The sequence below is a fragment of the Pseudomonas sp. A2 genome (assembly GCF_023100865.1).
Lineage (GTDB): Bacteria > Pseudomonadota > Gammaproteobacteria > Pseudomonadales > Pseudomonadaceae > Aquipseudomonas > Aquipseudomonas asiatica.
Map to the genome: position 1 here is coordinate 4944764 of NZ_CP039127.1, position 26026 is coordinate 4970789.

General features: G+C 62.3%; 25 protein-coding genes. 9 read left to right on the forward strand and 16 right to left on the reverse strand.

Annotated elements, in window-relative coordinates; all coding sequences use genetic code 11:
- The 10 genes from E5221_RS22915 to E5221_RS22960 all read right to left on the reverse strand — a co-directional run bounded on the left by E5221_RS22915 (window position 1) and on the right by E5221_RS22960 (window position 8376).
- Window positions 1-1218, reverse strand: coding sequence for an AAA family ATPase (locus E5221_RS22915; RefSeq protein WP_061550381.1), 1218 nt, complete (start codon window positions 1216-1218; stop codon window positions 1-3).
- Window positions 1212-1715, reverse strand: coding sequence for a TadE family protein (locus E5221_RS22920; protein ID WP_061550382.1), 504 nt, complete (start codon window positions 1713-1715; stop codon window positions 1212-1214). Before E5221_RS22920 ends, E5221_RS22915 begins: the two co-directional genes overlap by 7 nt.
- Complete coding sequence (locus E5221_RS22925) at window positions 1715-2185, reverse strand: TadE/TadG family type IV pilus assembly protein (RefSeq protein ID WP_039613750.1); 471 nt, start codon at window positions 2183-2185, stop codon at window positions 1715-1717. Before E5221_RS22925 ends, E5221_RS22920 begins: the two co-directional genes overlap by 1 nt.
- Before the next feature lie 9 nt (window positions 2186-2194).
- Window positions 2195-3538, reverse strand: coding sequence for a TadE/TadG family type IV pilus assembly protein (locus E5221_RS22930; protein ID WP_061550383.1), 1344 nt, complete (start codon window positions 3536-3538; stop codon window positions 2195-2197).
- A 14-nt stretch (window positions 3539-3552) separates the two neighbouring features.
- On the reverse strand, window positions 3553-3834 hold the full coding sequence (locus E5221_RS22935) for a hypothetical protein (RefSeq protein WP_061550384.1): 282 nt from the start codon (window positions 3832-3834) through the stop codon (window positions 3553-3555).
- A 15-nt stretch (window positions 3835-3849) separates the two neighbouring features.
- Window positions 3850-5337 (reverse strand): type II and III secretion system protein family protein, encoded by a 1488-nt coding sequence (locus E5221_RS22940; protein ID WP_061550385.1) that lies wholly within the window; start codon window positions 5335-5337, stop codon window positions 3850-3852.
- 87 nt (window positions 5338-5424) lie between these two features.
- Entirely contained in the window at window positions 5425-6237 is an 813-nt protein-coding gene (gene cpaB, locus E5221_RS22945; RefSeq protein WP_061550386.1) for a Flp pilus assembly protein CpaB, read from the reverse strand.
- Between the two features lie 12 nt (window positions 6238-6249).
- On the reverse strand, window positions 6250-7584 hold the full coding sequence (locus E5221_RS22950) for a hypothetical protein (RefSeq protein ID WP_061550387.1): 1335 nt from the start codon (window positions 7582-7584) through the stop codon (window positions 6250-6252).
- A 15-nt stretch (window positions 7585-7599) separates the two neighbouring features.
- The gene (locus E5221_RS22955) at window positions 7600-8118 is read right to left on the reverse strand and encodes a prepilin peptidase (RefSeq protein ID WP_247846510.1); all 519 of its coding nucleotides are present in this window, start codon (window positions 8116-8118) and stop codon (window positions 7600-7602) included.
- Between the two features lie 63 nt (window positions 8119-8181).
- Window positions 8182-8376 carry a Flp family type IVb pilin gene (locus E5221_RS22960; protein ID WP_247846511.1) on the reverse strand — a complete coding sequence of 65 codons (195 nt, stop codon included), beginning with the start codon at window positions 8374-8376 and terminating at the stop codon, window positions 8182-8184.
- Window positions 8377-8689: 313 nt separating this feature from the next.
- On the opposite strand from E5221_RS22960, the gene E5221_RS22965 reads away from it, so the two are divergent.
- Entirely contained in the window at window positions 8690-9568 is an 879-nt protein-coding gene (locus tag E5221_RS22965) for a DNA-binding response regulator (protein ID WP_247846512.1), read from the forward strand.
- Between the two features lie 4 nt (window positions 9569-9572).
- Here E5221_RS22965 and E5221_RS22970 read toward each other — a convergent pair whose 3' ends face one another.
- Window positions 9573-10796, reverse strand: coding sequence for an SAM-dependent methyltransferase (locus E5221_RS22970; protein ID WP_061550390.1), 1224 nt, complete (start codon window positions 10794-10796; stop codon window positions 9573-9575).
- Window positions 10797-11054: 258 nt separating this feature from the next.
- Window positions 11055-11672 (reverse strand): TPM domain-containing protein, encoded by a 618-nt coding sequence (locus tag E5221_RS22975; protein ID WP_013974020.1) that lies wholly within the window; start codon window positions 11670-11672, stop codon window positions 11055-11057.
- 186 nt (window positions 11673-11858) lie between these two features.
- On the opposite strand from E5221_RS22975, the gene bglX reads away from it, so the two are divergent.
- The 4 genes from bglX to E5221_RS22995 all read left to right on the forward strand — a co-directional run bounded on the left by bglX (window position 11859) and on the right by E5221_RS22995 (window position 18982).
- Complete coding sequence (gene bglX / locus E5221_RS22980; protein WP_039613760.1) at window positions 11859-14150, forward strand: beta-glucosidase BglX; 2292 nt, start codon at window positions 11859-11861, stop codon at window positions 14148-14150.
- A gap of 148 nt (window positions 14151-14298) precedes the next feature.
- Entirely contained in the window at window positions 14299-16056 is a 1758-nt protein-coding gene (locus tag E5221_RS22985; protein WP_024087686.1) for an ATP-binding protein, read from the forward strand.
- A complete protein-coding gene (locus E5221_RS22990; protein ID WP_054571986.1) occupies window positions 16050-17384 on the forward strand; it encodes a sigma-54 dependent transcriptional regulator in 1335 nt (444 codons plus the stop codon). Before E5221_RS22985 ends, E5221_RS22990 begins: the two co-directional genes overlap by 7 nt.
- A gap of 278 nt (window positions 17385-17662) precedes the next feature.
- Window positions 17663-18982, forward strand: coding sequence for an MFS transporter (locus tag E5221_RS22995; protein WP_003258436.1), 1320 nt, complete (start codon window positions 17663-17665; stop codon window positions 18980-18982).
- 267 nt (window positions 18983-19249) lie between these two features.
- Here the strand turns inward: E5221_RS22995 and E5221_RS23000 are convergent, their stop codons facing one another.
- Window positions 19250-20002 (reverse strand): membrane protein, encoded by a 753-nt coding sequence (locus tag E5221_RS23000; protein ID WP_025340470.1) that lies wholly within the window; start codon window positions 20000-20002, stop codon window positions 19250-19252.
- A gap of 344 nt (window positions 20003-20346) precedes the next feature.
- On the opposite strand from E5221_RS23000, the gene E5221_RS23005 reads away from it, so the two are divergent.
- Both E5221_RS23005 and E5221_RS23010 read left to right on the forward strand, forming a co-directional pair.
- The gene (locus tag E5221_RS23005) at window positions 20347-20712 is read left to right on the forward strand and encodes a hypothetical protein (RefSeq protein WP_015271636.1); all 366 of its coding nucleotides are present in this window, start codon (window positions 20347-20349) and stop codon (window positions 20710-20712) included.
- Between the two features lie 118 nt (window positions 20713-20830).
- Window positions 20831-21436, forward strand: coding sequence for a flavin reductase family protein (locus E5221_RS23010; protein WP_013974025.1), 606 nt, complete (start codon window positions 20831-20833; stop codon window positions 21434-21436).
- On the opposite strand, the gene E5221_RS23015 is transcribed toward E5221_RS23010, so the two are convergent.
- Together E5221_RS23015 and E5221_RS23020 are read right to left on the reverse strand one after the other, a co-directional pair.
- Window positions 21437-21703 carry a hypothetical protein gene (locus E5221_RS23015; protein ID WP_247846513.1) on the reverse strand — a complete coding sequence of 89 codons (267 nt, stop codon included), beginning with the start codon at window positions 21701-21703 and terminating at the stop codon, window positions 21437-21439.
- A 130-nt stretch (window positions 21704-21833) separates the two neighbouring features.
- On the reverse strand, window positions 21834-22127 hold the full coding sequence (locus tag E5221_RS23020) for an antibiotic biosynthesis monooxygenase family protein (RefSeq protein ID WP_003258431.1): 294 nt from the start codon (window positions 22125-22127) through the stop codon (window positions 21834-21836).
- 202 nt (window positions 22128-22329) lie between these two features.
- Between E5221_RS23020 and E5221_RS23025 the strand changes: the two genes are divergently transcribed.
- Window positions 22330-23250, forward strand: coding sequence for an AraC family transcriptional regulator (locus E5221_RS23025; protein ID WP_003258430.1), 921 nt, complete (start codon window positions 22330-22332; stop codon window positions 23248-23250).
- A 134-nt stretch (window positions 23251-23384) separates the two neighbouring features.
- Here the strand turns inward: E5221_RS23025 and E5221_RS23030 are convergent, their stop codons facing one another.
- Complete coding sequence (locus tag E5221_RS23030; protein ID WP_061550393.1) at window positions 23385-25022, reverse strand: 5-guanidino-2-oxopentanoate decarboxylase; 1638 nt, start codon at window positions 25020-25022, stop codon at window positions 23385-23387.
- A 114-nt stretch (window positions 25023-25136) separates the two neighbouring features.
- Between E5221_RS23030 and E5221_RS23035 the strand changes: the two genes are divergently transcribed.
- Window positions 25137-26012, forward strand: a complete 876-nt coding sequence (locus tag E5221_RS23035) for a LysR substrate-binding domain-containing protein (protein ID WP_247846514.1) — start codon at window positions 25137-25139, stop codon at window positions 26010-26012.
- Window positions 26013-26026 lie beyond the last annotated feature (14 nt).

The window sequence follows — 26026 nt, forward strand, 5'->3', positions numbered from 1 at the left end:
TCACCCCCGAAAAACACGTTTGAAGGCGCGTTTGAACAGTCCGCTGTCTGTGGCCACCTGCTTGCCCACCAATTCCTCGGCCAGCCCACGCAGCGCTTGGGTGATCGCCGAGCGAGGTGCTTGCAGGCCTAATGGCACACCTGTGTTCTGGCTCTGATTGATAACGCTGAAGTCATTCGGCAGTTTCACGATATTGGTGCAACGCAGCGCCTCGCCGATATCCTTGAGGCTGACCGGCGCCGCCTTGTCGTAGCGGTTGACCACCACCTCCAGCTGATTGCCGCGTACGCCCAGGTCATCGCGCAGAATGCGCGCCAGGGAACTGGCGTCGCGCAGGTGGTTGACGCTCTGCTGCATCACGACGTACACCCGGTCGGCCTGCTCCAGCACCGAGGCGGTGATGTGATCGATCTGCCGCGGCAAGTCCGCCACAACCCAGTCATAGTTGGCCCGCGCCAGCTGCAGCAGCGCATCGAGCTGTTCGGCCTGGACATCCTGCGGCAGGCACAGCTCATTGGCGCGGCTGCCAAGCACATGCAAGGACGGGCTGAAATGGCTGCAGAAACCGCGCAGTGCAACACCATCCATTTCTTTTATCTGCTGCAACACGTCCAGCTGGCTGTGCGACTGCGCCACATCCAGATGATGCGACACGCTGCCAAACTGCAGGTCCAGGTCAAGCAGCAGCGCGTTGCCCTTGAGGCTGAGCTGATGCGCCAGGTTACAGGCCAGCACCGTGCCGCCGGAGCCACCCTTGGCATTCATCACCGCAACCAGTTTGCCTGTTGCCGTGCTGTTGGTCTGGGTTTCCATGACCATACGGTTCAAGGCAGCGATGAGCTCCGTGGCAACGATAGGCTCCGGCAGAAAATCGCGCGCACCGGCCTGCATCGCCAGGCGCATGCCTTCCCGATCATCCAGCAGGCCACACACCAACAGCGGCGGGCGCTCATGGGCCGGGCGTTGCAACAGGGCCGCCAGTTCCTCACGCCACAGCTGGCCAACGCGCAGCAGCAGGAAATCGGGCATCCGATCCAACCCATAAAGCGGGTCGCAATGCCCATTGCTCACCTGACGAACATTCACCTCCAGACCGGCGATGCGCTGACAGATTTCTTGCAGCTGGCGCAAGGCCAAGGCGTCGGAGCTGCTGATCAACAGACGCATCCCGGGTTTGATGGAGGTAGCGGATACGGAAGATTCCCTAAGATTCAGCATGGCGTGATCTCCGGTACGACATCCGCCTCGGTATGACGCCCGAGGCTCTCTCGAGGTAAGGTCGCCTTGAATACTGGCAGGGTAATGGGCACCCCAAAACCTGGAATAAACAGGCTGAATTGAAAGTTCTGCAGCGTCAGCTGCACATAGCGGACGGCGGCAAACCCGGTGGCACTTATCAGATCACCGGGGTTGGCGACCTGTGCACCGTTCTTGTCCAGGTAACGCAGGGTCAGGTCCGAGGTGTCCAGGCCGGCCAGCAGGGTGCTGGCACCACTGTCGCCCGCACTGTTGAATATGGCCCTGCGCAGCACCACTGGATCGCTGATATTGCACACCGCAGCCAGGCGTGCGCCACGCCGCACGGACTCATTCAAGACGTTCACGGTGTAGTACAGCCGGCCTATTTCCAGCACCCCGAACAGCAGCGTGAACATCAACGCACTGACAATGGCGAACTCCACCACGTAAACGCCCTGCATGCTTCTGCGCTTCATCACAGTGCCCTCATCACGGTGGTAGCGACCAACGGGAAGTTCAACGCGGTGCCATTGCCGATAAAGGCCGGAATGCCGTTGGCGATCAGCGGGGAAAAGACCGCGCTGATGGTCACCTGCACGTGGTCGTTGGTACCCGCCACCTTGGCAACCTGCACGGTGGTATTGGCCGGCATCCCGGTCAGGCTGCAGGGCGGTGCGGAAGGTGCACCGTACACTGCCACTTTCTTGGTCATGCACTCGAGGTCGGCGCTAACCTCGACCTTGCCAAGGGTCGAGTTCCAGGCCTGGCTGGCGACGAAGCGCGCGGCATCACGGCTGCCCTGCAGCAGGCTGTTGTACTGGTAAAGCATTCGGCCGAATTCGCCGAAGGCCAGCAAGGTCAGGAGCAACAGCGGCAGGGTGATGGTGAATTCGACGATTGCCACCCCTTGCTGACGCTGCGCACGCTTGAGCCGATAGAGTTCCATGACGCGCTCCTAGGAGTCGGTGCTCGGTGTGCCACTGCCACTGATAAAGGTTTTGTACAGCTGGATGATCTGCGGGCCGGAATCGTCCTGCGGCGTAGGCCCGGGCACACCGTCGCCTTCACATTGCTTGACGAACTGGCCGAATATCTGCGAATCCCCACCCGAGTTGTCGGCCGGCTGCACCACGAAGAAACAACCGAAACCGATGACCGGAATCGACGAGGCTCCCGAGTTCTTGCCGGAGCAGTCCCCCACCACGATCTTCAACATGCGCCGCTCGAAAACCCCGTTCGACTGGCACCCCGCCCCCCCGCCGGCGACACATGCGGCGGTCTGCGCGGCATAGTCGTTGTAGTCGAACAGCGGTGTACCGCCAGCAGACAGGTTGCCATTGCTCGAAGTGACGACGTGCCCCTGCTGCTCCACCTGGTGAGGCGTGGTCTTGTCGTTGTACTTCATCACTGGGTTGCTGTAGGTCGTCACCAGGTCGGGTGGATAATCCGAACTCTTCAACGACCCGGAGTACTCGCCGAATCGGGTATTCAGACCTTTGACGGACGGGCCAACCGTGTTGCCAGGCTTGGTGTCCACGTTGTCACCGACATTGCGGCAAACCGAACCGCCGCCGGCCATCAGGTCGCCAACGGTCTTGCCACCAGCGCCGAAATCGAGCAGCTGGAAGTTGCCCGGGCCAATCGGGTCGCTGTTCTTGGCAGCCGATTTCAAGACCTCCAGGTCACCAAAGCGATACCCCCAGAACATGCCTGTATCCGGGTTGTATTGAGCCGGGTTGCCACAGACCAGCAGTGGTGCAAGATCACAGGGGCTGGTCGGACTCGGTCCGGCGGTGGCAATTGCCGTCACTTGCTTGGCTCCCAATGTGCCGGTACCGAGTGACTGGGCAAAACTCCAGAAAAAACCAGCCAGTGAATAGTTCGCTACCGAGACCCGTACATAGGTGGCATTGGTCGGCCCCGGGTAGGAGAAAGGCCCATAGACGTTGTCTGCGAGCTCCACCACAGCGAACCCGCCAAGGTTGCCGCCGATTGCGGTCAACAGTTCGTTGTTGCCAGCGGCCTTGGCATTTTCGTTCAGGGTAAAGAGCGCGGCATCACGCGCGGTGCTGGCGGCACTGGCAGTGCCCATTACCTGGCTCAGGGTCTTGGCACCACCAAGGGCGGCGGCGTCCACGGCATTCTGCAGTCGGGTCTTGTTCAACAGCATGTGACCACCATCGAGCACCAACGCGGCCATCATCAGAATTGCCAACAGGGCGATCACGATAATGACAGTCACTGCCCCCCGCTGTTGGCCTGGCGGCGCGGTGAACATCCGTTGGGCTCGAGGAGTCATTGTCACGCCCTCAATCAGCGAGTTGAGTCGGAGACTTGAATCTGGATCGGCTGACCGATCTGCTGCGCATCACCAGTCGTCCCCCGGTAGCTATTGATCACCTTCTCCAGCAAAGGCCCGTCAGAGCCAGCGGCCGGCACTTCAGTGCCTGGGTTCGCGGCTACCTGCTTGTCGGCAATCTGCTGGTAGGTGGTCTGGTAGACGCTGTAGCCCAGCGGGCCAACGCGCCCTTCGTCGTACGACATGCAACCCGACAACCCCGACAGCAGCGCGCAACACACGATCATGCTTCTCATGCTGGTTCTCTCCGATCAATTCAGGTCATGGCCAAAGTTGCCACCGCTGACACCGAGGCTGACGGGCACCGCGCGCCCCGGCTCACTGCCCTTGGTCTTGCCGAGCAGGTAGAAGTCCAGGTCACTGGGCTCGACGAACTTCTCGGTGGGCAGGCGCACCGCCTTGGCATCCACAGGCTTGGCGAGGTGCGGCGTCACCAGGATCACCAGTTCGGTTTCACCGTTGATGAACGATTGGCTGCGGAACAGGTGCCCGAGTATCGGCAAGTCCCCCAGACCCGGGAAACGGCTGACGAAATCGCGAGTGTTTTCGCTGATCAAGCCGGCGATGGCAATGGTCTGGCCATTGCCCAGTTCGACCGTGGACTCTGCGCTGCGCTTGGTCAGCGACGGAATAACCTGGGAAACTCCATCGCCCAGGATGCTGCTGAGACCCGTGTCGAGTACCAGCGAGTTAGCGTTGGAAAGCTCGCTCACCGAGACATTCAGGTTGAGGTTGATACGCCCGGAGTCGAGCACCACCGGCAGGAACTTCACGCCGACACCGAATTCCTTGTATTCGATGGTGATGCCATCATCCTCGGTGATCGGCACCGGGAACTCGCCACCGGAAATGAACTCCGCCTGCTGGCCGGTCAGCGTGGTGAGGGTGGGCTCGGCCAGCACCTTGGCCGAACCATTGTCCTTGGACGCCTCCAGCACCACGTTGAAGAGGAAATCGTCGGACAGGAACTGTGCGAACAAGCCTTTGCCACCACCAATCAGCGAACCTGGCGAAAGGATCGAACCTCCGCCTGGAGTCAGGCCCAGGCCTTGACCATTGTTGAACCCGCCACCACTCCAGTTGCCGGATGAGCCAAGGGCATTGAAGCGCACGTTGAGGTTCTTGATCAGGCTGCGCTGCATCTCGGCCACTTTCACTTCCAGCATCACCTGCTGGCTGCCACCGACGCTGAGCAGGTTGATCACCTCCAGCGACTGGGCTGGTGCCGCCTCGGCGGCTTCACCCTTGCCTTGCACCACACTCGAGGTCTGCGCGGCATAGGTCTTGGCCACTTTCATCGCTGTGTCCATGGCCGCGGCGCTGCGCACCTGACCACGCAGTACCAACGCGCCTTGTGCGCTGAACACCTCGATGTTCTCCTCGGGCAGCAGCTGGTGCAGTTTGGTCTTGAGCCCGGTGAGGTCATGCACGACCTCCACATCCATGGTCTCGATCAAGCGGTTGTTGCTGTCCCACAGCAATACGTTGGTAGTGCCGAGGGAACGGCCGAGCAGGTAGAGCTGGGTCGGGCTGGTGATCAGGATATCGGCGATATCCGGGTTGCCGACCGAGATTTTCCTCACCGGCGTACGAGCGCTGATCGTCCGCGACTTGTAGATGGGCACCTGGACCATATTGGTGCTGGCCGCCGACATGGCGCTGTATCCCGATCCCGGTTCTGCAGCCTGCGTCACACCGACGAACAGCAGTTGCGTACCCAGCCCGCACAACAGGTACATCCCTAGTCTCTGCAAAGTATTCATGCACAACTCCTTGCGAGGTATTCTTGTTCCTGCCGAACGTTAGCCATTCGGACGCCTGCCGCCTTAAAACCTTGCTTTCGCTACTTCAACTTCAGTCCCCCGGATAATGGTGACCGCGCCTACTCCACCGTTACCCTTTGCCACCGGTTTTGGTTGGGGTTTGGCTACTGGCGGCGCAGCCTGGACCGGTGCGGCAGCGGCAACGGCTTGCGGTTGCTTCTGAGCATCCAGCGGGTTACGCAGGGCCAGTTGCAATTTCCCTTCCGATTGCGCCTTGACCAGTACCTCGGCCTCTTTGGCCGACATTTCCAGGGTCACGGCACGCACCACTACAGGTTGTGTCTTGTCCGTCCCCGCCGTCTGGTCCACTGCCAGCACGCGCAAGTCCTGGAGAATGGTCCTGGACTCTGAGTCATTACTGCTACCGTCGCTGCGCTTGGTCGCCAGTACATCAACCCGATTGCCCGGCAACAGGAACCCACCCACCCCGACCACGTCATCCACACGCACTGAAATGGCTCGTTTGTCGGGGGCGATCAACGAGGCCAGGGTACTGCCACCCAGGTGCTCAGCCACACGTGCGCTGCGCAGCACGTCGCCGCGCAGCAGGGCGAAGGTGGCGATCTTGCCAATCACCTTTTCATTGCTGTCGAAGGCATCGTCAGGCACCGCATCCTTGGGCATGCGCACAATGGCGACCTGCTGGGCCTCGATCATCTGCCCGAACGGGATTTCCACTGTGGCCACCACTACGTTCTTCATCTTGTCATCCGGGGCCGCGTTGAGCCGGCCATCAAGCCAGTTGTTGGCCATCAAGGCGGCACCGAGCCCCAGGGTCAGGGAAACGGCAATGAGGATCAGCGTACGGGCACTCATGTCTGCATCTCCTTATCCAAGGAAGTCGATCTGGACGAAGTAGCTACGCCAGGCCCAATCCAGCTCCTGCGGCGACAGCGCCCCCTCGCCCCCCAGGTAACGCTGGCGGTCGAGCGCCATGCTCAGCAGGTCGCGCGGGTGGCAGGGCACCAGCGGCACGCCTTCGGCCTCGTACAGCGCCTGTAGCGCATGGCGCAACAGCGACGGGTCGTAAGCCAGGCCCAGGCGCTCGCACTCCTGGCGCCAGATACGTTCGTATTCATCGACCTTCAGGTAGCTGAACTGCAGCTTGTAGCCGATGCGCCGCAAGAAGGCTTCGTCGGCCAGCTCCAGGGGATTCAGGTTGGTGGAGAACACCAGCACCAGATCGAACGGCAGTTCGCAATGGCGCCCGCCACCCAGGTTGAGGAAGTCGCGCTTCTCTTCCATCGGCACGATCCAGCGGTTGAGCAGTTCGGCCGGGGCCATGCGCTGGCGCCCCATGTCGTCGATGATGAACAGTCCGTTGCTGGCCTTGAGTTGCAGGGAGGCCTGATATTGACGGGTACTGGGATCGAAGCGGACGTCCAGTTGCTCCATGCCCAACTCACCGCCAGTGATCACAACCGGGCGTTTGCAGCGCACCAGCCGGCGATCGATGCCTTCGTTCAGCAACAGGCTGGTGGGTTGACTCTCCTCCTCCAGGCGTTGATGCACCTGGGGGTCATACACCTCGATGACCGACTCGTTGATCTCGATGGCATGGGGTACCCAGATGGACTCGGCGAACAGGCGAATCAACCGGCTGCTGACGTAGGTCTTGCCGGTGCCTGCGGGTCCGTAAATCATGATCGCGCGCCCGGAGTTCAACGCTACGCCCAGTTGATCGAGCATGCTCTCCGAGAGCACAACGCCAGCGAAGGCCGCATGCATGTCCTGCGTACTGATGCGGCCATGGTGGATGGTCTGCAGCTTGAGCAGGTCACGGTAGGCACTTACCGGGAAGGGTGCCGCGCCAATGTAGCCGCTGCGCGCCAGTGCATCCCGGGCGGTACCGCGGCCGCGCTCGGTCAAGCCGTATCGCAGCACCTGCCCCCCCGTTTGCACACCGACCTGGCCCAGCACTTCAACGCGACCATCCTTGCGCAGAAAGGCCAGCACTTCTTCTACCACCGCACCGGTCAGTGCCAGGCGCTCGACCAAACGCGACAGGTCCAGCGTACCGGCATCGTGCAGGTGCTTGCACAGCAAATCACCGAGAAAGCTTTCCGCCAGGCCAGTCTCACGTACTGTACGTGGCTGAGGTGCCAGGCTCTGCACTGCGTCCTTGTCACAGGTGCAGACACCATTGTCTCTTAGTGCGTACATGGTTAGCCTCCAAGGCTATTGGCCTAGCGGTAGCCCAAACAGGCTGACAAGGGTTCCAGACAGGATCGCGACTGAATAAGGGAAAGGCTTGGCTGCAACTTCATCCGTCGCCGGCGCCAAGTAGGCCCGCGCACTCAACATCAACCAGTAGCGTTGTAACGTCTGTTGCAACTGGCCGCGTATGAGCACTATCAGGATCCCAAACACACCACCGGCTATCAGGCTAAAGAGTGCTGCCGAAAGTACGTCGTACGGTGTAAGAAAGGCACCGACCATGGCCATCAACTTGACGTCTCCAGCAGCCATCCCCCCCAGCGCGTACATCGGCAAAAATATCGCGAAACCAATAAGCATACTCAGCACGCCATCCCCCAACCCGGCGAGTCCTGCGGAGTAAACCTGGCCCACCACCCCCAAACCCACCCCCAGTAATATCAAGGTGTTGGGAATGCGGTGGCGACGAAGGTCTCCCACCACCGCGATCCCCAGCAGCCCTAGCAGCACGACAATGGCGAACAGATATTCTGTGGACATTGCTGCATCCTCGTGGGGGCTGGATTATTAGTTAGCCCAAATCCTCGACCCTGCTGACCTTGCTCAAGGCGTCGTTGTGCCGTTTATTGCATTTTTCAAAGCGGTGATTCTGGTACCAACAGCTGTACCCAAATCAGTAAAAGCAGTAACTACGGCAAGGGCAATCAATCCACCAGCCACCGCATATTCCACAATGGTCAGGCCATCTTCGTCTTTGACGAACTTCATTACCGAAGTCTTGATAGTTTGCAGTGTCATTTCGCTCACCTCGCTAAGGACATTATTTTTCTTCCCAGGCAGTGGTGTTTTGCACTACCTGTTGCGAATCCTAGTCAGAGGGTGACAGCAGTGGTTAGGAGATTTTTGCGAATCGCTAGGACTTTTTTGCGGCCATTAGCCAGCATCAAAGAGGGGACGCGGCCACCAGAAAAACAGGCAGGAATCCCGAATATGAGAAGCACTTTCGTACGCATTTGCAGCCGACTCAGGAAAAGTTCCGGCACGTTAGTCCAAAGCCGACAAACGGTCGTCATACATCAGAACGTGACGAAAAACGGAACGTTAAGTCACGATGTCTAACCCGGGCACAAAGCCGCTGCTGTTGTGGTTCGATCTGACACGCGATCATTCCACCGAAGCGCTGATGGCACAGTTCAGTCATGTCTGCGATTGCAAACTGGCGAAGGCCGTGGCGCATTCCGAACGCCAGCAGGCAGACATGATCTGCATGCATTTCGATCGTCCCGACACGCTCAACCTCAACCTGCTGCTGGAAGTGAAACGCAACTCACCGTCCATACCGATCACCATGTTCACCGTGCAGCACTCCGAAGAGCTGGCTGTCTGGGCCATGCGTTCGCGGGTCTGGGAGTATCTGGTATTGCCGCTGACAAGCGGTGAGAAAAGTCGCTACATCGATGTCCTGAAGCAGCTTTGCGACATACGCCGCGCCAGCAAGACCTCAGGCAATGCGCAGCGCATCGACCACCTTCCCTCTTTGCCGGACAGCATTCGCCTGACCGGCGAACACCACAAGCACCAGGCGCTCAGCAAGGTCATGCCATACATCGACCAGCATTTTCGCGAATGCATCGACCAAAAGGACATCGCACAGCGCTGCGGCATGACCACGGCCCGCTTCAGCCGCCTGTTCAAGGAAGTCAACGGCGTTGGGTTTCTGGATTACATCCTGAGCAAGCGCATGAACCTGGCCATGGACCTGCTCGTCAACAGCCAGATGCCGATTACCAGCATCGGCTATGAGGCCGGCTTCAAGGACCCATCCTACTTCGCCCGTGCCTTCAAGCAGGTCAGCAACTGCACACCCAGCGAATACCGACATGCCCGCCAGCTCGGAGCGCCGGTCAGCGAAACCGAGGCTCTGAAAGGTCCAGATGCGCCACTGATGGATAACGTGTTACCGAGTGCGGCATTTCACAAGAGCCGCTGAAGAATCACACGCCAGGCAGCAACCCATCCGCACGCAACAGCGTCTCCAGGCAATGCTCCTTCACCCCATAGAACGCCTTGAGCTGCCCGATCTTCTCCAGCAACGCGCCGTTGTCCCCTGCCTGGCGCCGCTTCACCGCAAGAATCATCTTGTTCTTGTTGGTGTGCTCCAGCGAAATGAACTCGAACACCTTGGTCTCGTACCCGCAGGCTTCAAGGTACAGCGCGCGCAGGCTGTCGGTCAGCATTTCGGCCTGCTGGCCCATGTGCAGGCCGTACTGCAGCATCGGTTGCAACAACCCCGGGCTGTGCAGTTGCGGGCGGATCTGCTTGTGGCAGCACGGCGAGCACATGATGATCGCGGCGTTGCAGCGGATGCCGGTGTGGATGGCGTAGTCGGTGGCGATGTCGCAGGCATGCAGGGCAATCATCACTTCGATGGCCTCGGGCACCACGCTACGCACGTCACCACACTGGAACTCCAGGCCCGGGTGCTCCAGACGCAAGGCGGCGGCGTTGCACAGGTCGACCATGTCCTGGCGCAGCTCGACGCCCGTTACCTGTGCTTCGCGGCCCAGGCTATTGCGCAGGTAGTCGTGCATGGCAAAGGTCAGGTAGCCCTTGCCTGAGCCGAAGTCGGCCACCCGTAGCGCCTGCTCCGCCGGCACCGGTGCACTGGCCAGGGCGTGGTCGAAGACTTCGATGAACTTGTTGATCTGCTTCCACTTGCGCGACATCGACGGGATCAGCGCGCCTTGTGCGTCAGTAACGCCGAGGTCACGCAGGAACGGCCGTGAAAGCTCCAGATAGCGCTTCTTCTCGCGGTCATGGCCGCTGCTACTGGCAGCTTCGCGTGGCGCCTGTGCGCCGTGGCGCTGGAGCATAGGCTTGCCCTTCTTGCTGAAGGTCAACTGCACTTCACCGTCGGCATCGAACAAGTGCGCGTTGCGGAAGCTGTCCGGTAGCAGCTCGGCGACCAGCGCCTGTGCCTGCTCCAGCGCCAGATTGCGGGTGATGTCGCGGGTCTGGTGGCGATAGACCAGCGACAGGCACGGCTGGCCCTTGACCTGCAGCGGCTTGGCAATGATCCGTTGCAGGGTCTGGTCGGCACCGACATGGCGCGCCAATACCAGTTTGACCAGGGTATTGCCATGCAGGGCGGCGTTCAGCAGGTCGAGAAACTGGGTGCGCGCATCCGGCGCGGATGGGGCAGAAGAACTGGCGGACATGGAAAAACGGTGCCTCGGGTAGCGGGGAGCGCATGGCGCAATGCACGCATTCTACAGGGTGGCTAACTTCCTGTGGGAGATCGCCCAGTCCTTTGGGCTGCGCTGTCGCGTAGGGAGCTGAATTCGCAAGCGGTACGCGTACCCTGTGGGAGCGGCTTTAGCCGCGAAGGATCCAACGCGGTGCATGGCCCCGGCTGCGCCGGTGTTCGCGGCTAAAGCCGCTCCTACAGGGGGCGCGTCAAGCCATCGGGGTTCGGCTCAATCGAGAATCACCAACCGGTTGGGCAACTCGTTACGTGCATGGGTAGGCGGCACATGTTCGCTGAGCAGTTCGCCGCACGCTTCTATGCACTCGACAAACCCCTGCAAGGTGCGGCCCTGGCGTACCTGTTCGGCAAGGCGGGCGACGATGGCCGCGCGGGCGGTGGCATCCAGATGGCGCTCGATACCGCGGTCGACCAGGATCTCCACATGCCGCTCTGCCTCGCTGACGAAGATCAGTACACCCGTGGCACCAGCAGTGCGCTGCAGGTTCTGTTCGCGAAACTGCTGGCGGGCCAGGCGCGAAGCACGCCAGCGGCGCAGGGCCCGGGGGATCAGCCAGCCGGCCAGGCGCGGGCTGCGCAGCAGCAGGCACAAGCCTACGAACAGCAGCACATTGGCCACCAGCAAGCCACGCACTCCGGGCCAACCCAGCAGCCAGTGCAACAGGGCCGGCACGGCCAGCGCCAGCACGGCGGCCCAGAACAACGGCCAGTAGGCGTAGTCATCGGCCCGGCGGGCCAGCACCGTCACCAGTTCGGCATCGGTGCGCCGTTCGGCACGGGCAATGGCTTCGGCGATCTGGCGCTGATGGTATTCGTCGAGGGGGGTCATGCCATCGGTCTCTTGAGCGTTCTTATAGTTGTTGTCCCGGCATTCGGGGCTTCATCCGCAGGCGACATATTCAGGCATAATCCGCCGCTGGAAGAAATGCCTGCAAATCGTACAACAATAGCCGCCTGAAAACTTCGGCCGCGCGCGTATCACCGTGGATACGGCACAGGCCTCACAACGGAATTGATGATGAAACTGTCTTTGCTGGGCCTGGCCATGGGCCTTGCCAGTCAGGCGGCACTCGCCGCCCCCTCCGCCCCGCCCCTGCAGGACAAGCAGGCGTTCATCGACCATCTGATCAGCCAGATGACCGAAGCCGAGAAGATCGGCCAACTGCGCCTGATCAGTATCGGGCCGGAAATGCCCAAGGATAAGATCCGCGAGGAAATTGCCGCCGGGCGCATCGGCGGTACCTTCAACTCACGCACGGCCCCCGAGAACCGCCCCATGCAGGACGCGGCGATGCGTAGCCGGCTGAAGATTCCGATGTTCTTCGCCTACGACACCGTCCACGGCGAACGCACCATTTTCCCGATCGGCCTGGGCATGGCCGCGACCTGGGACATGGACGCCGTCGCCAAGGTCGGCCGCACCGCCGCCATCGAAGCCGCGGCCGACGCCCTGGACATGACCTTCGCACCGATGGTCGACATCGCCCGCGACCCGCGCTGGGGCCGCACCAGTGAAGGCTTCGGCGAGGATACCTACCTGACCTCGAAGATCGGCCAGGTGATGGTCCGCTCGTTCCAGGGCAGCAGCCCGGCCAACCCCGACAGCATCATGGCCATCGTCAAGCACTTCGCCCTGTATGGCGCGGTGGAAGGCGGGCGCGACTACAACACGGTCGATATGAGCCTGCCGAAAATGTACAACGACTACCTGCCACCCTACCGCGCCGCGCTCGACGCTGGTGCCGGCGGGGTGATGGTGGCGCTGAACTCGATCAACGGCGTGCCGGCCACCTCCAATACCTGGCTGATGAACGACCTGCTGCGCAAGGAGTGGGGCTTCAAGGGCGTGACCATCAGCGACCACGGCGCCATCCAGGAGCTGATCCGCCATGGCGTCGCCCGCGACGGGCGCGAAGCCGCCAAGCTGGCGATCAAGGCCGGCATCGACATGAGCATGAACGACACCCTGTACGGCGAAGAGCTGCCAGGCCTGCTGAAGTCTGGCGAAGTGACCCAGGCCGAACTGGACCAGGCAGTGCGCGAAGTACTGGGCGCCAAGTACGACATGGGCCTGTTCAAGGACCCGTACGTGCGCATCGGCAAGGCCGAAACCGACCTGAAGGACTACTACGGCAACGACCGCCTGCACCGCGACGCCGCGCGTGACGTGGCGCGCCGCAGCCTGGTACTGCTGGAAAACCACAACCAGACCCTGCCGCTGAAAAAGGCCGGCACCATCGCCCTGGTCGGCCCGCTGGCCGATGCCCCGATCGACATGATGGGCAGCTGGGCTGCCGACGGCAAACCGGTGCACTCGGTGACCGTGCGCGAAGGCCTGCGCCGCGCCGTGGAGGGCAAGGCCAAGCTGGTCTACGCCAAAGGTTCCAACGTCACCGGCGACAAGGCGATGTTCGATTACCTGAACTTCCTCAACTTCGATGCCCCGGAAATCGTCGACGATCCGCGCCCGCCTGCGGTGCTGATCGACGAGGCGGTGAAGGCGGCGAAGCAGTCCGATGTGGTGGTGGCAGTGGTCGGCGAATCCCGCGGCATGTCCCACGAGTCGTCGAGCCGTACCACCCTGGAAATCCCGGCCAGCCAGCGGGAGCTGATCAAGGCCCTGAAGGCCACCGGCAAGCCGCTGGTGCTGGTGCTGATGAACGGCCGCCCACTGTCGATTGCCTGGGAACGCGAGCAGGCCGACGCCATCCTGGAAACCTGGTTCGCCGGTACCGAAGGCGGCAACGCGATCGCCGACGTACTGTTCGGCGATTACAACCCGTCCGGCAAGCTGGCCATCACCTTCCCGCGTTCGGTCGGGCAGATCCCGATGTACTACAACCACACCCGTATTGGCCGGCCCTTCACACCGGGCAAGCCGGGCAACTACACCTCGCAGTACTTCGAAGAGCCCAATGGCCCGCTGTACCCGTTCGGCTATGGCCTGAGCTACAGCAGCTTCGAGCTGTCGGGGCTGAAGCTGTCGAACAAGGATCTCAAGCGTGGCGACACGCTGGAAGCCAAGGTGACGGTGAAGAACACCGGCAAGGTGGCAGGCGAGACCGTGGTGCAGCTGTACCTGCAGGATGTATCGGCATCGATGAGCCGCCCGGTGAAGGAACTGAAGAACTTCCAGAAGCTGATGCTCAAGCCTGGCGAATCGCGCACGTTGAGCTTCCGCATCAGCGAAGAAGACCTGAAGTTCTACAATGGCCAACTGCAGCGGGTTGCCGAGCCAGGGGAATTCAATGTCCAGGTCGGCCTGGATTCCCAGGCGGTGCAACAGCAGAGCTTTGAACTGCTGTAACTGACAGGTTATGCCTGTACCGGCCCCTTCGCGGGCTTGCCCGCTCCCACAGGTAATGCACAGGTCCATCGGGCTGTGAATCTTCTGTGGGAGCGGGCAAGCCCGCGAATAGGCCAGCCCTGATACCCCATTTATCCGGATCCGCCCCATGCCCTTTTCCGTTCGCGCCCTGCGTCTGGGGCTGATCTCCCTGCTGATCGTGCTGGGCACCGCCCTCAGCGCCGGCTGGGCCATGCACCAGGCCAAGCGCCAGGCCATGGAAGCCGACGCCCAGCGTGCCAGCCAGCAGTTGGGCCTGTACGCCAATGCCCTGCACACGCTGATCGACCGCTACCGCGCCCTGCCCGCCGTGCTGGCGCTGGACCCGGAACTGATCGCCGCCCTGCGCGGCCCGGTCAGCGAACCGATGCAGGACGCCCTGAACCGCAAGCTCGAACGCATCAACGGCGCTGCCAACTCCTCCACCCTCGAACTGCTCGACCGCACCGGCCTGGCCATCGCCGCCAGCAACTGGCGGCTGCCCAGCAGCTATGTGGGCTCCAACTACGGTTTCCGCCCATACTTCAAGCAAACCCGCAGCCAAGGCAGTGGCCGCTTCTACGCAGTGGGTGTGACCAGTGGCGTGCCGGGCTATTTCCTCGCCAGCGCGGTGAACGACGAGCATGGCCGCTTCCTCGGCGCCATGGTGGTGAAGCTGGAGTTCCCCGAACTGGAGCGCGAGTGGCGCCAGGGCAGCGACATCCTGCTGGTCAGCGATGCCCGTGGCATCACCTTCATCGCCAACCAGGACGGCTGGCGCTACCGTGAGCTGCAGCCGCTCAATGGTGCCGACCGTGCCGAACTGGCCGAAACCCGTCAGTACGACAAGCAACCGCTGGTGCCGCTGCAGCACCAGGTGCTGACCCGCTTTGCCGCCAACAGCACCCTCAGCCGCGTGCAAGGCCCGGAGGGTAGCGCCGAGTACCTGTGGGAAAGCCTGCCGCTGGAAAGTGAAAACTGGACCTTGCATCTGCTGCGCAAGCCGCAGGTGGCCGCCGACGGTCGCAATGCCGCCCTCGGCGCCGCCGCCGTGTGGCTGAGCCTGGTGTTCGCTGCGCTGTTCGTCAGCCAGCGCCTGCGCCTTGCCCGCCTGCGCCAGCGTAGCCGGGAGGAGCTCAAGCGCCAGGTCGAGGAACGCACCCGTGAGCTGCGCACCGCCCAGGAGGGGCTGGTGCAATCGGCCAAGCTGGCGGCGCTTGGGCAGATGTCGGCGGCCATGGCCCATGAAATCAACCAGCCGCTGACCACCCAGCGCATGCAGCTGGAAACCCTGCGTCTGCTGCTCGACCATGGCCGATATGACGAAGCACGCCAGGCACTGGAGCCGCTGGAGCAGATGCTCACGCGCATGGCCGCGCTCACCAGTCACCTGAAAACCTTCGCCCGCAACAGCCCGGTCGGCCTGCGCGAACGCCTCGACCTGGCCACCGTGGTCGACCAGGCACTGCACCTGCTGGAGGCGCGTATTCGCAGCGAAGAAGTGGAGGTAGCCCTGTACCTGGCGCGCCCGGCCTGGGTGCGCGGCGATGCCATTCGCCTGGAGCAGGTGCTGATCAACCTGCTGCGCAATGCCCTCGACGCCATGGCCGACAAGCGCTACAAACGCCTGGAGATCCGCATCGAGCCCGACGGCGAGCTATGGCGCCTGAGCGTGCTGGATTCGGGTGGCGGCATTGCCGAGGCCAACCTGGCCAAGGTCTTCGACCCATTCTTCACCACAAAGCCGGTGGGTGAAGGCCTTGGGCTGGGGCTAGCCATTTCCTACGGCATCGTCCACGAGGCCGGCGGCAAGCTGCAGGCCGAAAACCTGCCTGGCGGCGCGCGCCTGAGCCTTACCCTGCCCCGTGACCTGGAGCCTGCATGTTGAATTCAGTGATCGTCGTCGATGATGAAGCCAGTATCCGCACGGCGGTCGAGCAATGGCTGAGCCTGTCGGGCTTCAGCGTGCAACTGTTCGCCCGCGCCGAAGAATGCCTGGCACACCTGCCACGGCACTTTCCCGGGGTGATCATCAGCGATGTACGCATGCCGGGCATGGATGGCCTGCAGTTGCTCGAACGCCTGCTGGCGGACGACCCCGACTTGCCGGTGATCCTGCTGACCGGCCACGGCGATGTGCCCATGGCAGTGGAAGCCATGCGCAGCGGGGCCTACGACTTCCTGGAAAAACCCTTTACCCCGCAGCACCTGCTGGGCAGCCTGCGCAGGGCCCTGGAAAAGCGCCAGCTGGTCTTGGAAAACCGCCGGCTGCACGAGCAGGCCGATCTCAAGTCACGCCTGGAAGGCACACTGCTGGGTATGTCCCAGGGCCTGCAACAGCTGCGTCGGCAAGTGCTGGACCTGGCCAGCCTGCCGGTCAATGTGCTGATCCGCGGCGAAACCGGCAGTGGCAAAGAGCGCGTGGCCCGCTGCCTGCACGATTTTGGCCCGCGCGCCGACAAGCCGTTCGTCGCCCTCAATTGTGCAGCCATCCCCGAGTCGCTGTTCGAGGCCGAGCTGTTCGGCCATGAAAGCGGCGCCTTTACCGGCGCCCAGGGCAAGCGCATCGGCAAGCTTGAGTACGCCAACGGTGGCACGGTGTTCCTCGACGAAATCGAAAGCATGCCACTGGCCCAACAGGCCAAGCTGCTGCGGGTAATCCAGGAACAGAAGCTGGAACGCCTGGGTGCCAACCAGAGCATCAGCGTCGACCTGCGCATCATTGCCGCGACCAAGCCCGACCTGCTCGAAGAAGCCCGCGCCGGGCGCTTCCGCGAAGACCTTGCCTATCGCCTGAACGTGGCCGAGTTGCGCCTGGCGCCGTTGCGTGAACGGCGTGAGGACATTCCACTGCTGTTCGAGCACTTTGCCCGTGCCGCCGGCGAAAAGCTTGGTCGCGCAGCCCCGCCACTGTCGGGCGCGCAACTGGCGCAGCTGCTGTCGCATGACTGGCCGGGCAACGTGCGTGAGCTGGCCAACGCGGCGGAGCGGCATGCATTGGGGCTGGGCTCGCCGAACATCGAGGTGACGCCTGCCGGGCAGTCGTTGAGCGAACAGATGGAAGCGTTCGAGGCGCAATGCCTGCGCGCGGCGCTGCGCCAGCACGGGGGCGAAATCAAGGCGGTGATGGAGGCCTTGCAGCTGCCGCGGCGCACGCTGAACGAAAAGATGCAGCGGCATGGGTTGGTGCGCGAGGACTTCATCGGGCGGGAATGAGCGGAAATCCGCTTATCTCGCTCAATCAGCAAGCAAAAAACCGCTCATTAATCTGATTTTCCGGGGCTGCTTTGCAGCCCTTCGCGGGCACGCCCGCTCCCACAAGGAAATGCGCCACGTCAGGAATAACGCGGCTTCTGTGGGAGCGGGCGTGCCCGCGAAGGGGTGCGCAGCGCCCCCATTTGAAGCCCAATGCACCCATTTGGCACACCTTCTGCAATCACCTGTGCAAGCTGCGCTACGGCGCGCTCCACAAAAACAACGAGAAGGTATCCCTGATGGATAATGCCACCTCCCTGCCAGCCGGGGCGTCCACCGCGCCTGCCACAGAAAAAACCACCGCCAGCCGCCTGAAGTCGATCTTCAGCGGGTCCATCGGCAACATGGTCGAATGGTACGACTGGTACGTCTACGCCGCATTCTCGCTGTACTTCGCCAAGGCCTTCTTCCCGGCCGGCGATTCCACCGCACAATTGCTCAATACCGCCGCGATCTTCGCCGTGGGCTTCCTCATGCGCCCGATCGGTGGCTGGTTGATGGGCCTGTACGCCGACCGCAAAGGCCGCAAGGCCGCATTGATGGCCTCGGTACTACTGATGTGCGCAGGCTCGCTGGTCATCGCCCTGACCCCGGGTTACGAAACCATCGGAGTCGCCGCACCCATCCTGCTGGTCATTGCACGCCTGATGCAGGGCCTGTCGGTGGGTGGTGAATACGGCACCTCGGCCACCTACCTCAGCGAGATGGCCAGCAAGGACCGCCGTGGTTTCTTCTCCAGCTTCCAGTACGTCACCCTGATCTCCGGCCAGCTCATCGCCCTGGCGGTACTGATCGTCCTGCAACAGACCCTGACCACCGAGCAGCTGTATGCCTGGGGCTGGCGCGTACCGTTCGTGATCGGTGCACTGTGCGCCGTGGTGGCCCTGTACCTGCGTCGCGGCATGGAAGAAACCGCCTCCTTCACCAAGAAGGAAAAGGCCAAGGAAAGCCTGATGCGCACCCTGCTGCGCCACCCCAAGGAGCTGATGACCGTGGTCGGGCTGACCATGGGCGGCACCCTGGCCTTCTACACCTACACCACCTACATGCAGAAGTACCTGGTCAACACCGTTGGCATGAGCATCAGCGACTCGACCACCATCTCGGCCGCCACGCTGTTCCTGTTCATGTGCCTGCAGCCGGTGATCGGCGGCCTGTCCGACAAAATCGGTCGACGCCCGATCCTGATCGCCTTCGGCGTGCTCGGCACCCTGTTCACCGTACCGATCCTCAGCACCCTGCACACCATCCAGACCTGGTGGGGCGCGTTCTTCCTTATCATGGCGGCGCTGATCATCGTCAGCGGCTACACCTCGATCAACGCCGTGGTCAAAGCCGAGCTGTTCCCTACCGAAATCCGCGCTCTGGGCGTGGGCCTGCCGTACGCCCTGACCGTGTCGATCTTCGGCGGCACCGCCGAGTACGTGGCCCTGTGGTTCAAGAGCGCCGGCATGGAGAGTGGCTTCTACTGGTACGTGACCGCCTGCATCGCCTGCTCGCTGCTGGTTTACGCAACCATGAAGGACACCAAGCAGCACTCGCGGATTACCACTGAGTGAGTGTGAGCTTGCCGTAATCAAGAAGGGCGCCCCGTTATCGGGGCGCCTTTTTTCATACATGCGAATGCGTCATGCAATCCAGGTGTACGGTTTTAGGGCTCCAGCGCATGCGAGACGCACCGCGCGGACGGCGCTCGATTTCAGCAACAGCGCAAACATCAAGCCATACCTCCGAAGCCTTCTGATGAGCCGATTAGAAATCCTGTTCGGCTCAACATGTGAGCCGAATAGCCCAATTAATCGGCTCACTGGTATCGGAAAGCAGGCTCAGGACATCTCCAACGCCTGACGCGGCTCACGGCGCTGGTACCAGGTGGCCATCAGCACCAGTACCAACAACACCCCTCCCAGCACCGCCGAAGAGCCGACCGTGCCGAAGTCCAAACCGCCCTTCTCGTGGGGCTTGGTGAGGAAGTCGCCCAAGGTGGCGCCGAACGGGCGGGTAAGCACGAACGCAACCCAGAACAACACCACGCCAGGGATGCGTGTCCAGTAGCGGGCCACCACTACCAAGGCGATGGCACTGCCGATCAACAGTGCGCCACCGGCAAAACCGAGCCCCGAGTCATCGGCCAGGTAATCGCCCAGCGCCGTGCCGAGGGTGTTGGAAAACAGGATCGCCACCCAGTAGAACAATTCGCCCGTGCGGTTCTTGATGCGGGTGACATCCAGCGGGTTGCCGCTCAGGCGCCATACCAGGAAGGTCAGCAGCAGGATGCCGATGAGGATGGCCGAACCCGCGGCGTAGCCCAGGCCCAGGGTGCGGTCCATGAAGTCGGACATGGTGGTGCCGGCGGTGCTGGTGGAGAGGATCACCAGCCAGTACAGCATCGGGTGGTAGCGGCGCGAGTACAGCTGGCCGAGCAAGGTCAGCAGGAACACGCTGATAAGCAGCAACGAACTGAGGGCATAGCCGATGTTCAGGGTCATCGACAGCAAATCCCCCGCCGTTTCGCCAAGGGTGGTAGCGCAGATCTTCATGACCCAGAAGGCCAAGGTGATTTGCGGAAGTTTGTTCATTGTTGTGCCGCTCCGGTTTGAGGTGCGGCGATGGTGCTGAGCAGCATTTGAAAAATCGGTTGGTGATGTATGAAAAATGCGTTCAGCAGCCTTCAATGACAAATTTTTCATCCTTAACGCCTCATTAATTCCACCGCCTCAAGCTGAAATGGCTGGCAGAACGTCGGCGCATGGGCGGGCACATCCTGAGCCAGAACCGCTGCCCGAGCCACAAGATGCACGCCAACACATATCGAACTATTCGATTTTCAAGCGCTACTATTTGCGCTTTTTAATCAAATTAATCGGCGTAGGATTAAACCCATAGAAACAAAACAACCTCAAAAACCCCTGGAGCAACGACCATGAAAAACAAACTGATCCTTACCCTGGCCCTCTCGGTTTTCGCTGCTGGCGCTTTCGCCGAAGATGGCTTCAACCGCACCAACGCCCACACCTTCGCAGCGACCCAGAGCCAATCCGCTGCCTACGCTGAAGATGGTTTCGACCGTACTGGCGGCCAGCGCTTCGCTGAAGATGGCTTCGACCGCACCGGTGGCCAGCGCTTCGCCGAAGACGGCTTCGACCGCACTGGTGGCCAACGCTTCGCCGAAGACGGCTTCGACCGCACCGGTGGTCAACGCTTCGCCGAAGACGGCTTCGACCGCACCGGTGGCCAGCGCTTCGCCGAAGACGGCTTCAACCGCACCAACGCCCACCGCATCAGCTGATCCCTGATGCGAGCACCCAGCCCGGCTTCGGCCGGGCTTGATCATTTGCAGGCGGGCACAGGCTTGGCACACTAGGCGCCTTGTCCACCAAGAGGTAGGGCCAGCAAGCCCAGCACAGATGTATTACTACGAACCCGCAAAAGGCCACGGCCTTCCCCACGACCCGTTCAACGCCATCGTCGGCCCCCGCCCTATCGGCTGGATCTCCTCACAGGACCGCGAAGGCCGCCTGAACCTGGCGCCCTACAGCTTCTTCAACGCCTTCAACTACATTCCGCCAATCATCGGTTTCTGCAGCGTCGGGCGCAAAGACAGCCTGAACAACATCGAGCAGACCGGCGAGTTCGTCTGGAACCTGGCCACTCGCACGTTGGCCGAGCAGATGAACCAGAGCTGCGCACCGGTTGCCGCCGAGGTAAGCGAATTCGAATTGAGCGGCCTCACCGCCACGCCATCGAGCATCGTCAATGTGCCGCGTGTCGGCGAAACCCCAGTGGCTTTCGAGTGCAAGGTCAGCCAGATCGTCCAGCTCAAGCGGGCCGACCAGGAACTGGTGCCCAGCTGGTTGATCCTGGGTGAAGTGGTGGCGGTGCACATTGCCGAGCACCTGTTGAAGAACGGCATCTACGATACCGCTGCCGCCGAGCCGATCCTGCGTGGTGGTGGCCCGGCAGATTATTTCGAGCTGGGCAACCTGTTCAAGATGGCCCGCCCACCGGCCTGATCACCAGATCAGCTCACCCTCTTCGCTGACGCCCTGCAGGCGTTGCAGCTCGGCCGTGGCCGCTTCGTCGGCGGCCACGGCGCCCTGGAACACCTGGCCGTCGAGAATCTTGTGAAAGCGCGGCGCGCCACCCATGCCCAGGGCCTTGACCGCGATGGCCGCGTTGTAGCCGCCACCTTCCACCGGGACCATCGCCGAAACCGCTTCGAAATGCGGGAATTCTCTACGTGCCATGTTGCTATCTACCAGGTTGATCAAGGGCAGCATCTTACCCTATTCATCTGTACCGGCCCTATCGCCGGCAAGCCAGCTCCCACAGGTACTGCACCGCCCTCGAAACCTGCGATAAACCTGTGGGAGCTGGCTTGCCGGCGATGAGGCCAGAACAGGCAACACCTCAATCAAAGGTATGCAGATCCAGGCTACTGACCACCTGTTCCTGCACCAACTCACCAAACACTTCCAGTGTCGGCGAAGCAAAGTAGCCACTCATCGCCTGCTGGTCTTGCCAGCTGCCACTGAGCAACCATAAATCGGCATCAGCCTGCGAACGCTGCACCGAAAAACTCAGGCAGCCCGGTGCTCGCAACGAGGGCTCGAGCAGGTCACGCAGGCGCGCGCCCAGCTCCGCCGAGCGCCCGCTGCTGGCACGGATGAAAGCAAGGTGGGTGACCGGTTGTGTCGGGGTCATTGCACAATCTCCTTGAAGCAGGCGGACGAAAAAGCCAGGCTGCCAAGGTTAGGGCCTCGCCCGCGCGACACGTTAGGCCATTACTGCTCGCCGATTGCCTGATCCTGCAGCGCGGCAGGATCAGGCAATCGGCGTGCAGCTTTTGACTAGCGCCCGCCATTGCCCAAACCTATGCTGCGTCGGTCAGCAGAGGAAAGCCATCATGACCATCGCCACGTCCATCGACCCAAGCCTGGAACTGCAACGCCAGGAGCTGGCCGAGCTGATCCGCCGCCACGCCGGGGAGCCTCACGGCCCGGCATCGGCCATCGATGACCTGTACCTGGTGCGGTACACCGAGAACGTGCGCTCGGTACCGACGCTGGCGCAACCTGCGCTGTGCATCCTCGCCCAGGGCAGCAAAAGCCTGTTCCTGGGTGACGAGCAGTACGCCTATGACCCGCTGCACTACATGGTGGTCTCGGTAACCTTGCCGCTTAGCGGCGTAAAGCTCGACGCCAGCCCCGAGCACCCGAGCCTTGGCCTGCGCATGGACCTTGACCCGGCCGAAATCAGCCAGCTGATCGCCGAAAGCGGACCGATGCTGGTGCCCAACCGGCCTTCCGGTCGTGGCTTGTATGTGGAAAGAACCGATGCCGCGTTGCTCGACGCCTTGCTGCGGCTGATACGCCTGCTGGACACCCCTCGCGACATCGCGATGCTGGCGCCGCTGTTCCGCCGGGAGATTCTGTACCGCCTGCTGCGCGGGCCGCAGGGCTATCGGTTGTACGAAATCGCCTTGGCCAACAGCCAGACCCACCGGGTTTGTCAGGCCATCACCTGGCTCAACCAGAACTACCAGCGGCCTTTGCGCATCGAGGATCTGGCGCGTGAAGTCAACCTCAGCACCTCGACCTTGCACCACCGGTTCAAGGCCGTGACGTCGATGAGCCCGTTGCAGTACCAGAAGCAACTGCGCCTGCAGGAGGCACGGCGATTGATGCTCAATGACGGCCTCGAGGCAGCGGTGGCGGCCTACCGGGTGGGGTATGAAAGCCCGTCACAGTTCAGCCGTGAATACAGCCGGCTGTATGGCGCGCCGCCGATTCGTGATGTGGCCAGGTTGCGGGCGACTGCTGGCTGAGTTTGGCTTTGCCTGTGCCGGCCTCTTCGCGGGTAAACCCGCTCCCACAGGTTTTGCACAGATATTGATAACTGTGCAGTACCTGTGGGAGCGGGTTCACCCGCGAAAGGGCCGGTACAGACAATAGCTTCACCTCAACCCAACACAGCCCCCTGCCACTGATTCTGGTCAACCTGGATCAAGGTCGGCCCCTTGCGCTCCACTGCCTGCCCCAACGCCACCTGCAGCTGCGCCACATCTGCCACCTGCTCCGCCGCCGCGCCCAGGGCCCGCGCCACACCGATGAAGTCCGGCGTATGGATATCCACCCCGACTGGCTCGATGGCCCGGTTGACCATGTACTTCTTGATTTCCTCGTACCCCTGGTTATTCCACAGCAGCACGATCAGCGGTACCTGCGCTTCCACCGCGCTGGCCAGCTCCGGCAAGGTGAACTGCAAACCGCCATCACCAATCAGGCACACCGCAGGGGCACGCTCACCGACCTGCTCCGCGCTGCCCAGCCAGGCGCCCATGGCCGCCGGCAATGCGTAACCCAAGGTGCCGTAGCCGGTCGAGGCATTGAACCAACGGCGTGGCTGGTCCATGTCCAGGGTCAGGTTGCCGGTGTACACCGGTTGGGTCGAATCGCCCACCAGAATGGCATTGGGCAGGCGCTCGATAATTGCATTCAGCAAACGCGTCTGGCTCAGGGTCGGCTGGTCCCAACCCGCCGCCAGTGCCTGGCGCAGCTTGGCCACCCGGGCCGCGCCCCACGTGCTTTCACGCACGGGTTGCGGCAGCGCCTGCAAGGCACCGAGCAGCGCCTCGGCGGCCAGTTCGGCATCGGCCACCAGCGACAGCGTCGGCAGGTAATTGCGCACGGTCTGGTCCGGGTCGATGTCGATGCGCAACAGGCTGCCCGGGATCTCGAAACCACCTTTGAAGGTCACGTCATAGTCGGTTTCGGCCAGTTCGGTGCCGATCGCCAGCACCACATCGGCCTCGGCCACCAGCGCCCGTGTGGCTGGCAGTGACTGGGTCGAGCCGATCTGCAGGGGGTGGCTGGCCGGCAGCAGCCCCTTGGCATTGATGGTAAGCGCCACCGGCGCCTGCAGCTGTTCGGCCAGGCGCGCCAGCGCGGCGCCCGCGGCCAATGCGCCGCCCCCGGCCAGGATCAATGGCCGCCGTGCATTGGCCAGGCGCTCGGCCATCTGCGCCACGGCCTGCGGCGCTGCCCCTGCCCGGCTACTGCGCACCACGCGCCCCGGCAGCAGGTGATCGGCCGGTTCGACCAGCACGTCGAGCGGGATCTCGATATGCACCGGGCGCGGTCGGGCGCCTTCGAACACGGCGAATGCCCGAGCCAGCACCTGCGGCAGGTCATCGGCACTCATCAGGGTGTGGGAAAATGCCGCCACACCCGACACCAGCGCGGCCTGGTTAGGCAACTCATGCAGCTTGCCACGGCCACCGCCCAGCTGGTCGCGGGATTGCACGCTGGAAATCACCAGCATCGGGATCGAGTCGGCATAGGCCTGGCCCATGGCGGTGGTGATGTTGGTCATGCCCGGGCCGGTGATGATGAAGCACACCCCCGGTTTGCCGCGGGTCCGCGCATAGCCGTCGGCCATGAACCCGGCCCCCTGCTCGTGGCGCGGGGTGACATGGCGGATGGACGAGCCGGCCAGGCCGCGGTAGAGCTCCACGGTATGTACACCAGGAATGCCGAAGACATGGTCAACGCCATAGCCTTCAAGGAGTTTTACCAGTACTTCGCCGCAGGTCGCCATTGGGTTTCACCGTGAATCTTGGTTGGGTTATGCCCCTATTGGACCCAGCCACGGCTATCGCCACAATGCAAAAAAACACATACTAGCCATGTTCTGCAATCATGGCTCAGCACAATGAAACGCCTCCCGCCCCTGCCCGCCCTGCATACCTTCCTGGTCACCGCCCAGCACTGCAATTTCACCCGTGCCGGGCAGCAGTTGCATATCACCCAGGGCGCCGTCAGCCGACAGATCGCGGCCCTCGAAGAGCATCTGGGCTATGCCTTGTTCCAGCGCCAGGCCCGTGGGTTGAGCCTGACCCGTGAAGGCCAGGACTGGCTGCCAAGGGTGCAACAGGTATTTGCGCTGATTGAACAAGGGGTGCGCGAGGTGGGTGGGCGCAGCGCTACGTTACAGCTCAAGGCACCGACCTGCGTGATGCGCTGGCTGCTGCCACGCCTGATGGAATGGCAGGCGCTACGCCCGGATGTACCGGTGGAGCTGACCACCACGGTGCAACATGGAGTGGACTTTCGCCGCGAGGGTTTCGATGCGGCGGTGGTGTATGGCGATGCGCCGAACCACGGGCTGCGCGTGCGCAAGCTGTTCGATGAGCAACTGACGCCGGTGTGCGCGCCGTCACTGCGCGAGGGGCCGGTGCCGTTGCAGCAGGTCGAGGACCTGGCGCGACACATGCTGCTGCACCCCTCGCGGAATGAGCATGACTGGCAGCTGTGGCTGCAGGCAGCCGGGGCAACGCTGGCCATTCAAGGTCCGAAGCAGCATTTCGAGACGCTGGACATGGCGATGGCCATGGCCTCGCAGGGCACCGGCGTGGCCATCGGCGACTGGTCGCTGATCGGCGATGACTTGCGCGGGGGGCGGTTGTGCATGCCGTTTGCGCTGAAGGTGATGACCGGCAAGGGGTATTACCTGGTGAGCCAGGCCAAGAGCTTGCCGGCGGGGTTGGGGGAGTTGCTAGATTGGCTGGAACACCAGGCCAGCCAGTGAGGGCCTCTTCGCGG

Excerpts from the sequence above, each read along its gene's own strand:
- E5221_RS22960 (WP_247846511.1), bottom strand. The coding sequence starts at position 8,376 with ATGACACTGCAAACTATCAAGACTTCGGTAATGAAGTTCGTCAAAGAC.
- E5221_RS23035 (WP_247846514.1), top strand. The coding sequence starts at position 25,137 with ATGAAACGCCTCCCGCCCCTGCCCGCCCTGCATACCTTCCTGGTCACC.
- E5221_RS22950 (WP_061550387.1), bottom strand. The coding sequence starts at position 7,584 with ATGTACGCACTAAGAGACAATGGTGTCTGCACCTGTGACAAGGACGCA.
- cpaB (WP_061550386.1), bottom strand. The coding sequence starts at position 6,237 with ATGAGTGCCCGTACGCTGATCCTCATTGCCGTTTCCCTGACCCTGGGG.
- E5221_RS23005 (WP_015271636.1), top strand. The coding sequence starts at position 20,347 with ATGAAAAACAAACTGATCCTTACCCTGGCCCTCTCGGTTTTCGCTGCT.
- E5221_RS22920 (WP_061550382.1), bottom strand. The coding sequence starts at position 1,715 with ATGAAGCGCAGAAGCATGCAGGGCGTTTACGTGGTGGAGTTCGCCATT.
- E5221_RS22965 (WP_247846512.1), top strand. The coding sequence starts at position 8,690 with ATGTCTAACCCGGGCACAAAGCCGCTGCTGTTGTGGTTCGATCTGACA.
- E5221_RS22985 (WP_024087686.1), top strand. The coding sequence starts at position 14,299 with ATGCCCTTTTCCGTTCGCGCCCTGCGTCTGGGGCTGATCTCCCTGCTG.
- bglX (WP_039613760.1), top strand. The coding sequence starts at position 11,859 with ATGATGAAACTGTCTTTGCTGGGCCTGGCCATGGGCCTTGCCAGTCAG.
- E5221_RS22915 (WP_061550381.1), bottom strand. The coding sequence starts at position 1,218 with ATGCTGAATCTTAGGGAATCTTCCGTATCCGCTACCTCCATCAAACCC.
- E5221_RS23015 (WP_247846513.1), bottom strand. The coding sequence starts at position 21,703 with ATGCTGCCCTTGATCAACCTGGTAGATAGCAACATGGCACGTAGAGAA.
- E5221_RS22970 (WP_061550390.1), bottom strand. The coding sequence starts at position 10,796 with ATGTCCGCCAGTTCTTCTGCCCCATCCGCGCCGGATGCGCGCACCCAG.
- E5221_RS22930 (WP_061550383.1), bottom strand. The coding sequence starts at position 3,538 with ATGACTCCTCGAGCCCAACGGATGTTCACCGCGCCGCCAGGCCAACAG.
- E5221_RS22990 (WP_054571986.1), top strand. The coding sequence starts at position 16,050 with ATGTTGAATTCAGTGATCGTCGTCGATGATGAAGCCAGTATCCGCACG.
- E5221_RS22975 (WP_013974020.1), bottom strand. The coding sequence starts at position 11,672 with ATGACCCCCCTCGACGAATACCATCAGCGCCAGATCGCCGAAGCCATT.
- E5221_RS22995 (WP_003258436.1), top strand. The coding sequence starts at position 17,663 with ATGGATAATGCCACCTCCCTGCCAGCCGGGGCGTCCACCGCGCCTGCC.
- E5221_RS23020 (WP_003258431.1), bottom strand. The coding sequence starts at position 22,127 with ATGACCCCGACACAACCGGTCACCCACCTTGCTTTCATCCGTGCCAGC.
- E5221_RS23000 (WP_025340470.1), bottom strand. The coding sequence starts at position 20,002 with ATGAACAAACTTCCGCAAATCACCTTGGCCTTCTGGGTCATGAAGATC.
- E5221_RS22940 (WP_061550385.1), bottom strand. The coding sequence starts at position 5,337 with ATGTACCTGTTGTGCGGGCTGGGTACGCAACTGCTGTTCGTCGGTGTG.
- E5221_RS22925 (WP_039613750.1), bottom strand. The coding sequence starts at position 2,185 with ATGGAACTCTATCGGCTCAAGCGTGCGCAGCGTCAGCAAGGGGTGGCA.
- E5221_RS23030 (WP_061550393.1), bottom strand. The coding sequence starts at position 25,022 with ATGGCGACCTGCGGCGAAGTACTGGTAAAACTCCTTGAAGGCTATGGC.
- E5221_RS23025 (WP_003258430.1), top strand. The coding sequence starts at position 22,330 with ATGACCATCGCCACGTCCATCGACCCAAGCCTGGAACTGCAACGCCAG.
- E5221_RS22955 (WP_247846510.1), bottom strand. The coding sequence starts at position 8,118 with ATGTCCACAGAATATCTGTTCGCCATTGTCGTGCTGCTAGGGCTGCTG.
- E5221_RS23010 (WP_013974025.1), top strand. The coding sequence starts at position 20,831 with ATGTATTACTACGAACCCGCAAAAGGCCACGGCCTTCCCCACGACCCG.
- E5221_RS22935 (WP_061550384.1), bottom strand. The coding sequence starts at position 3,834 with ATGAGAAGCATGATCGTGTGTTGCGCGCTGCTGTCGGGGTTGTCGGGT.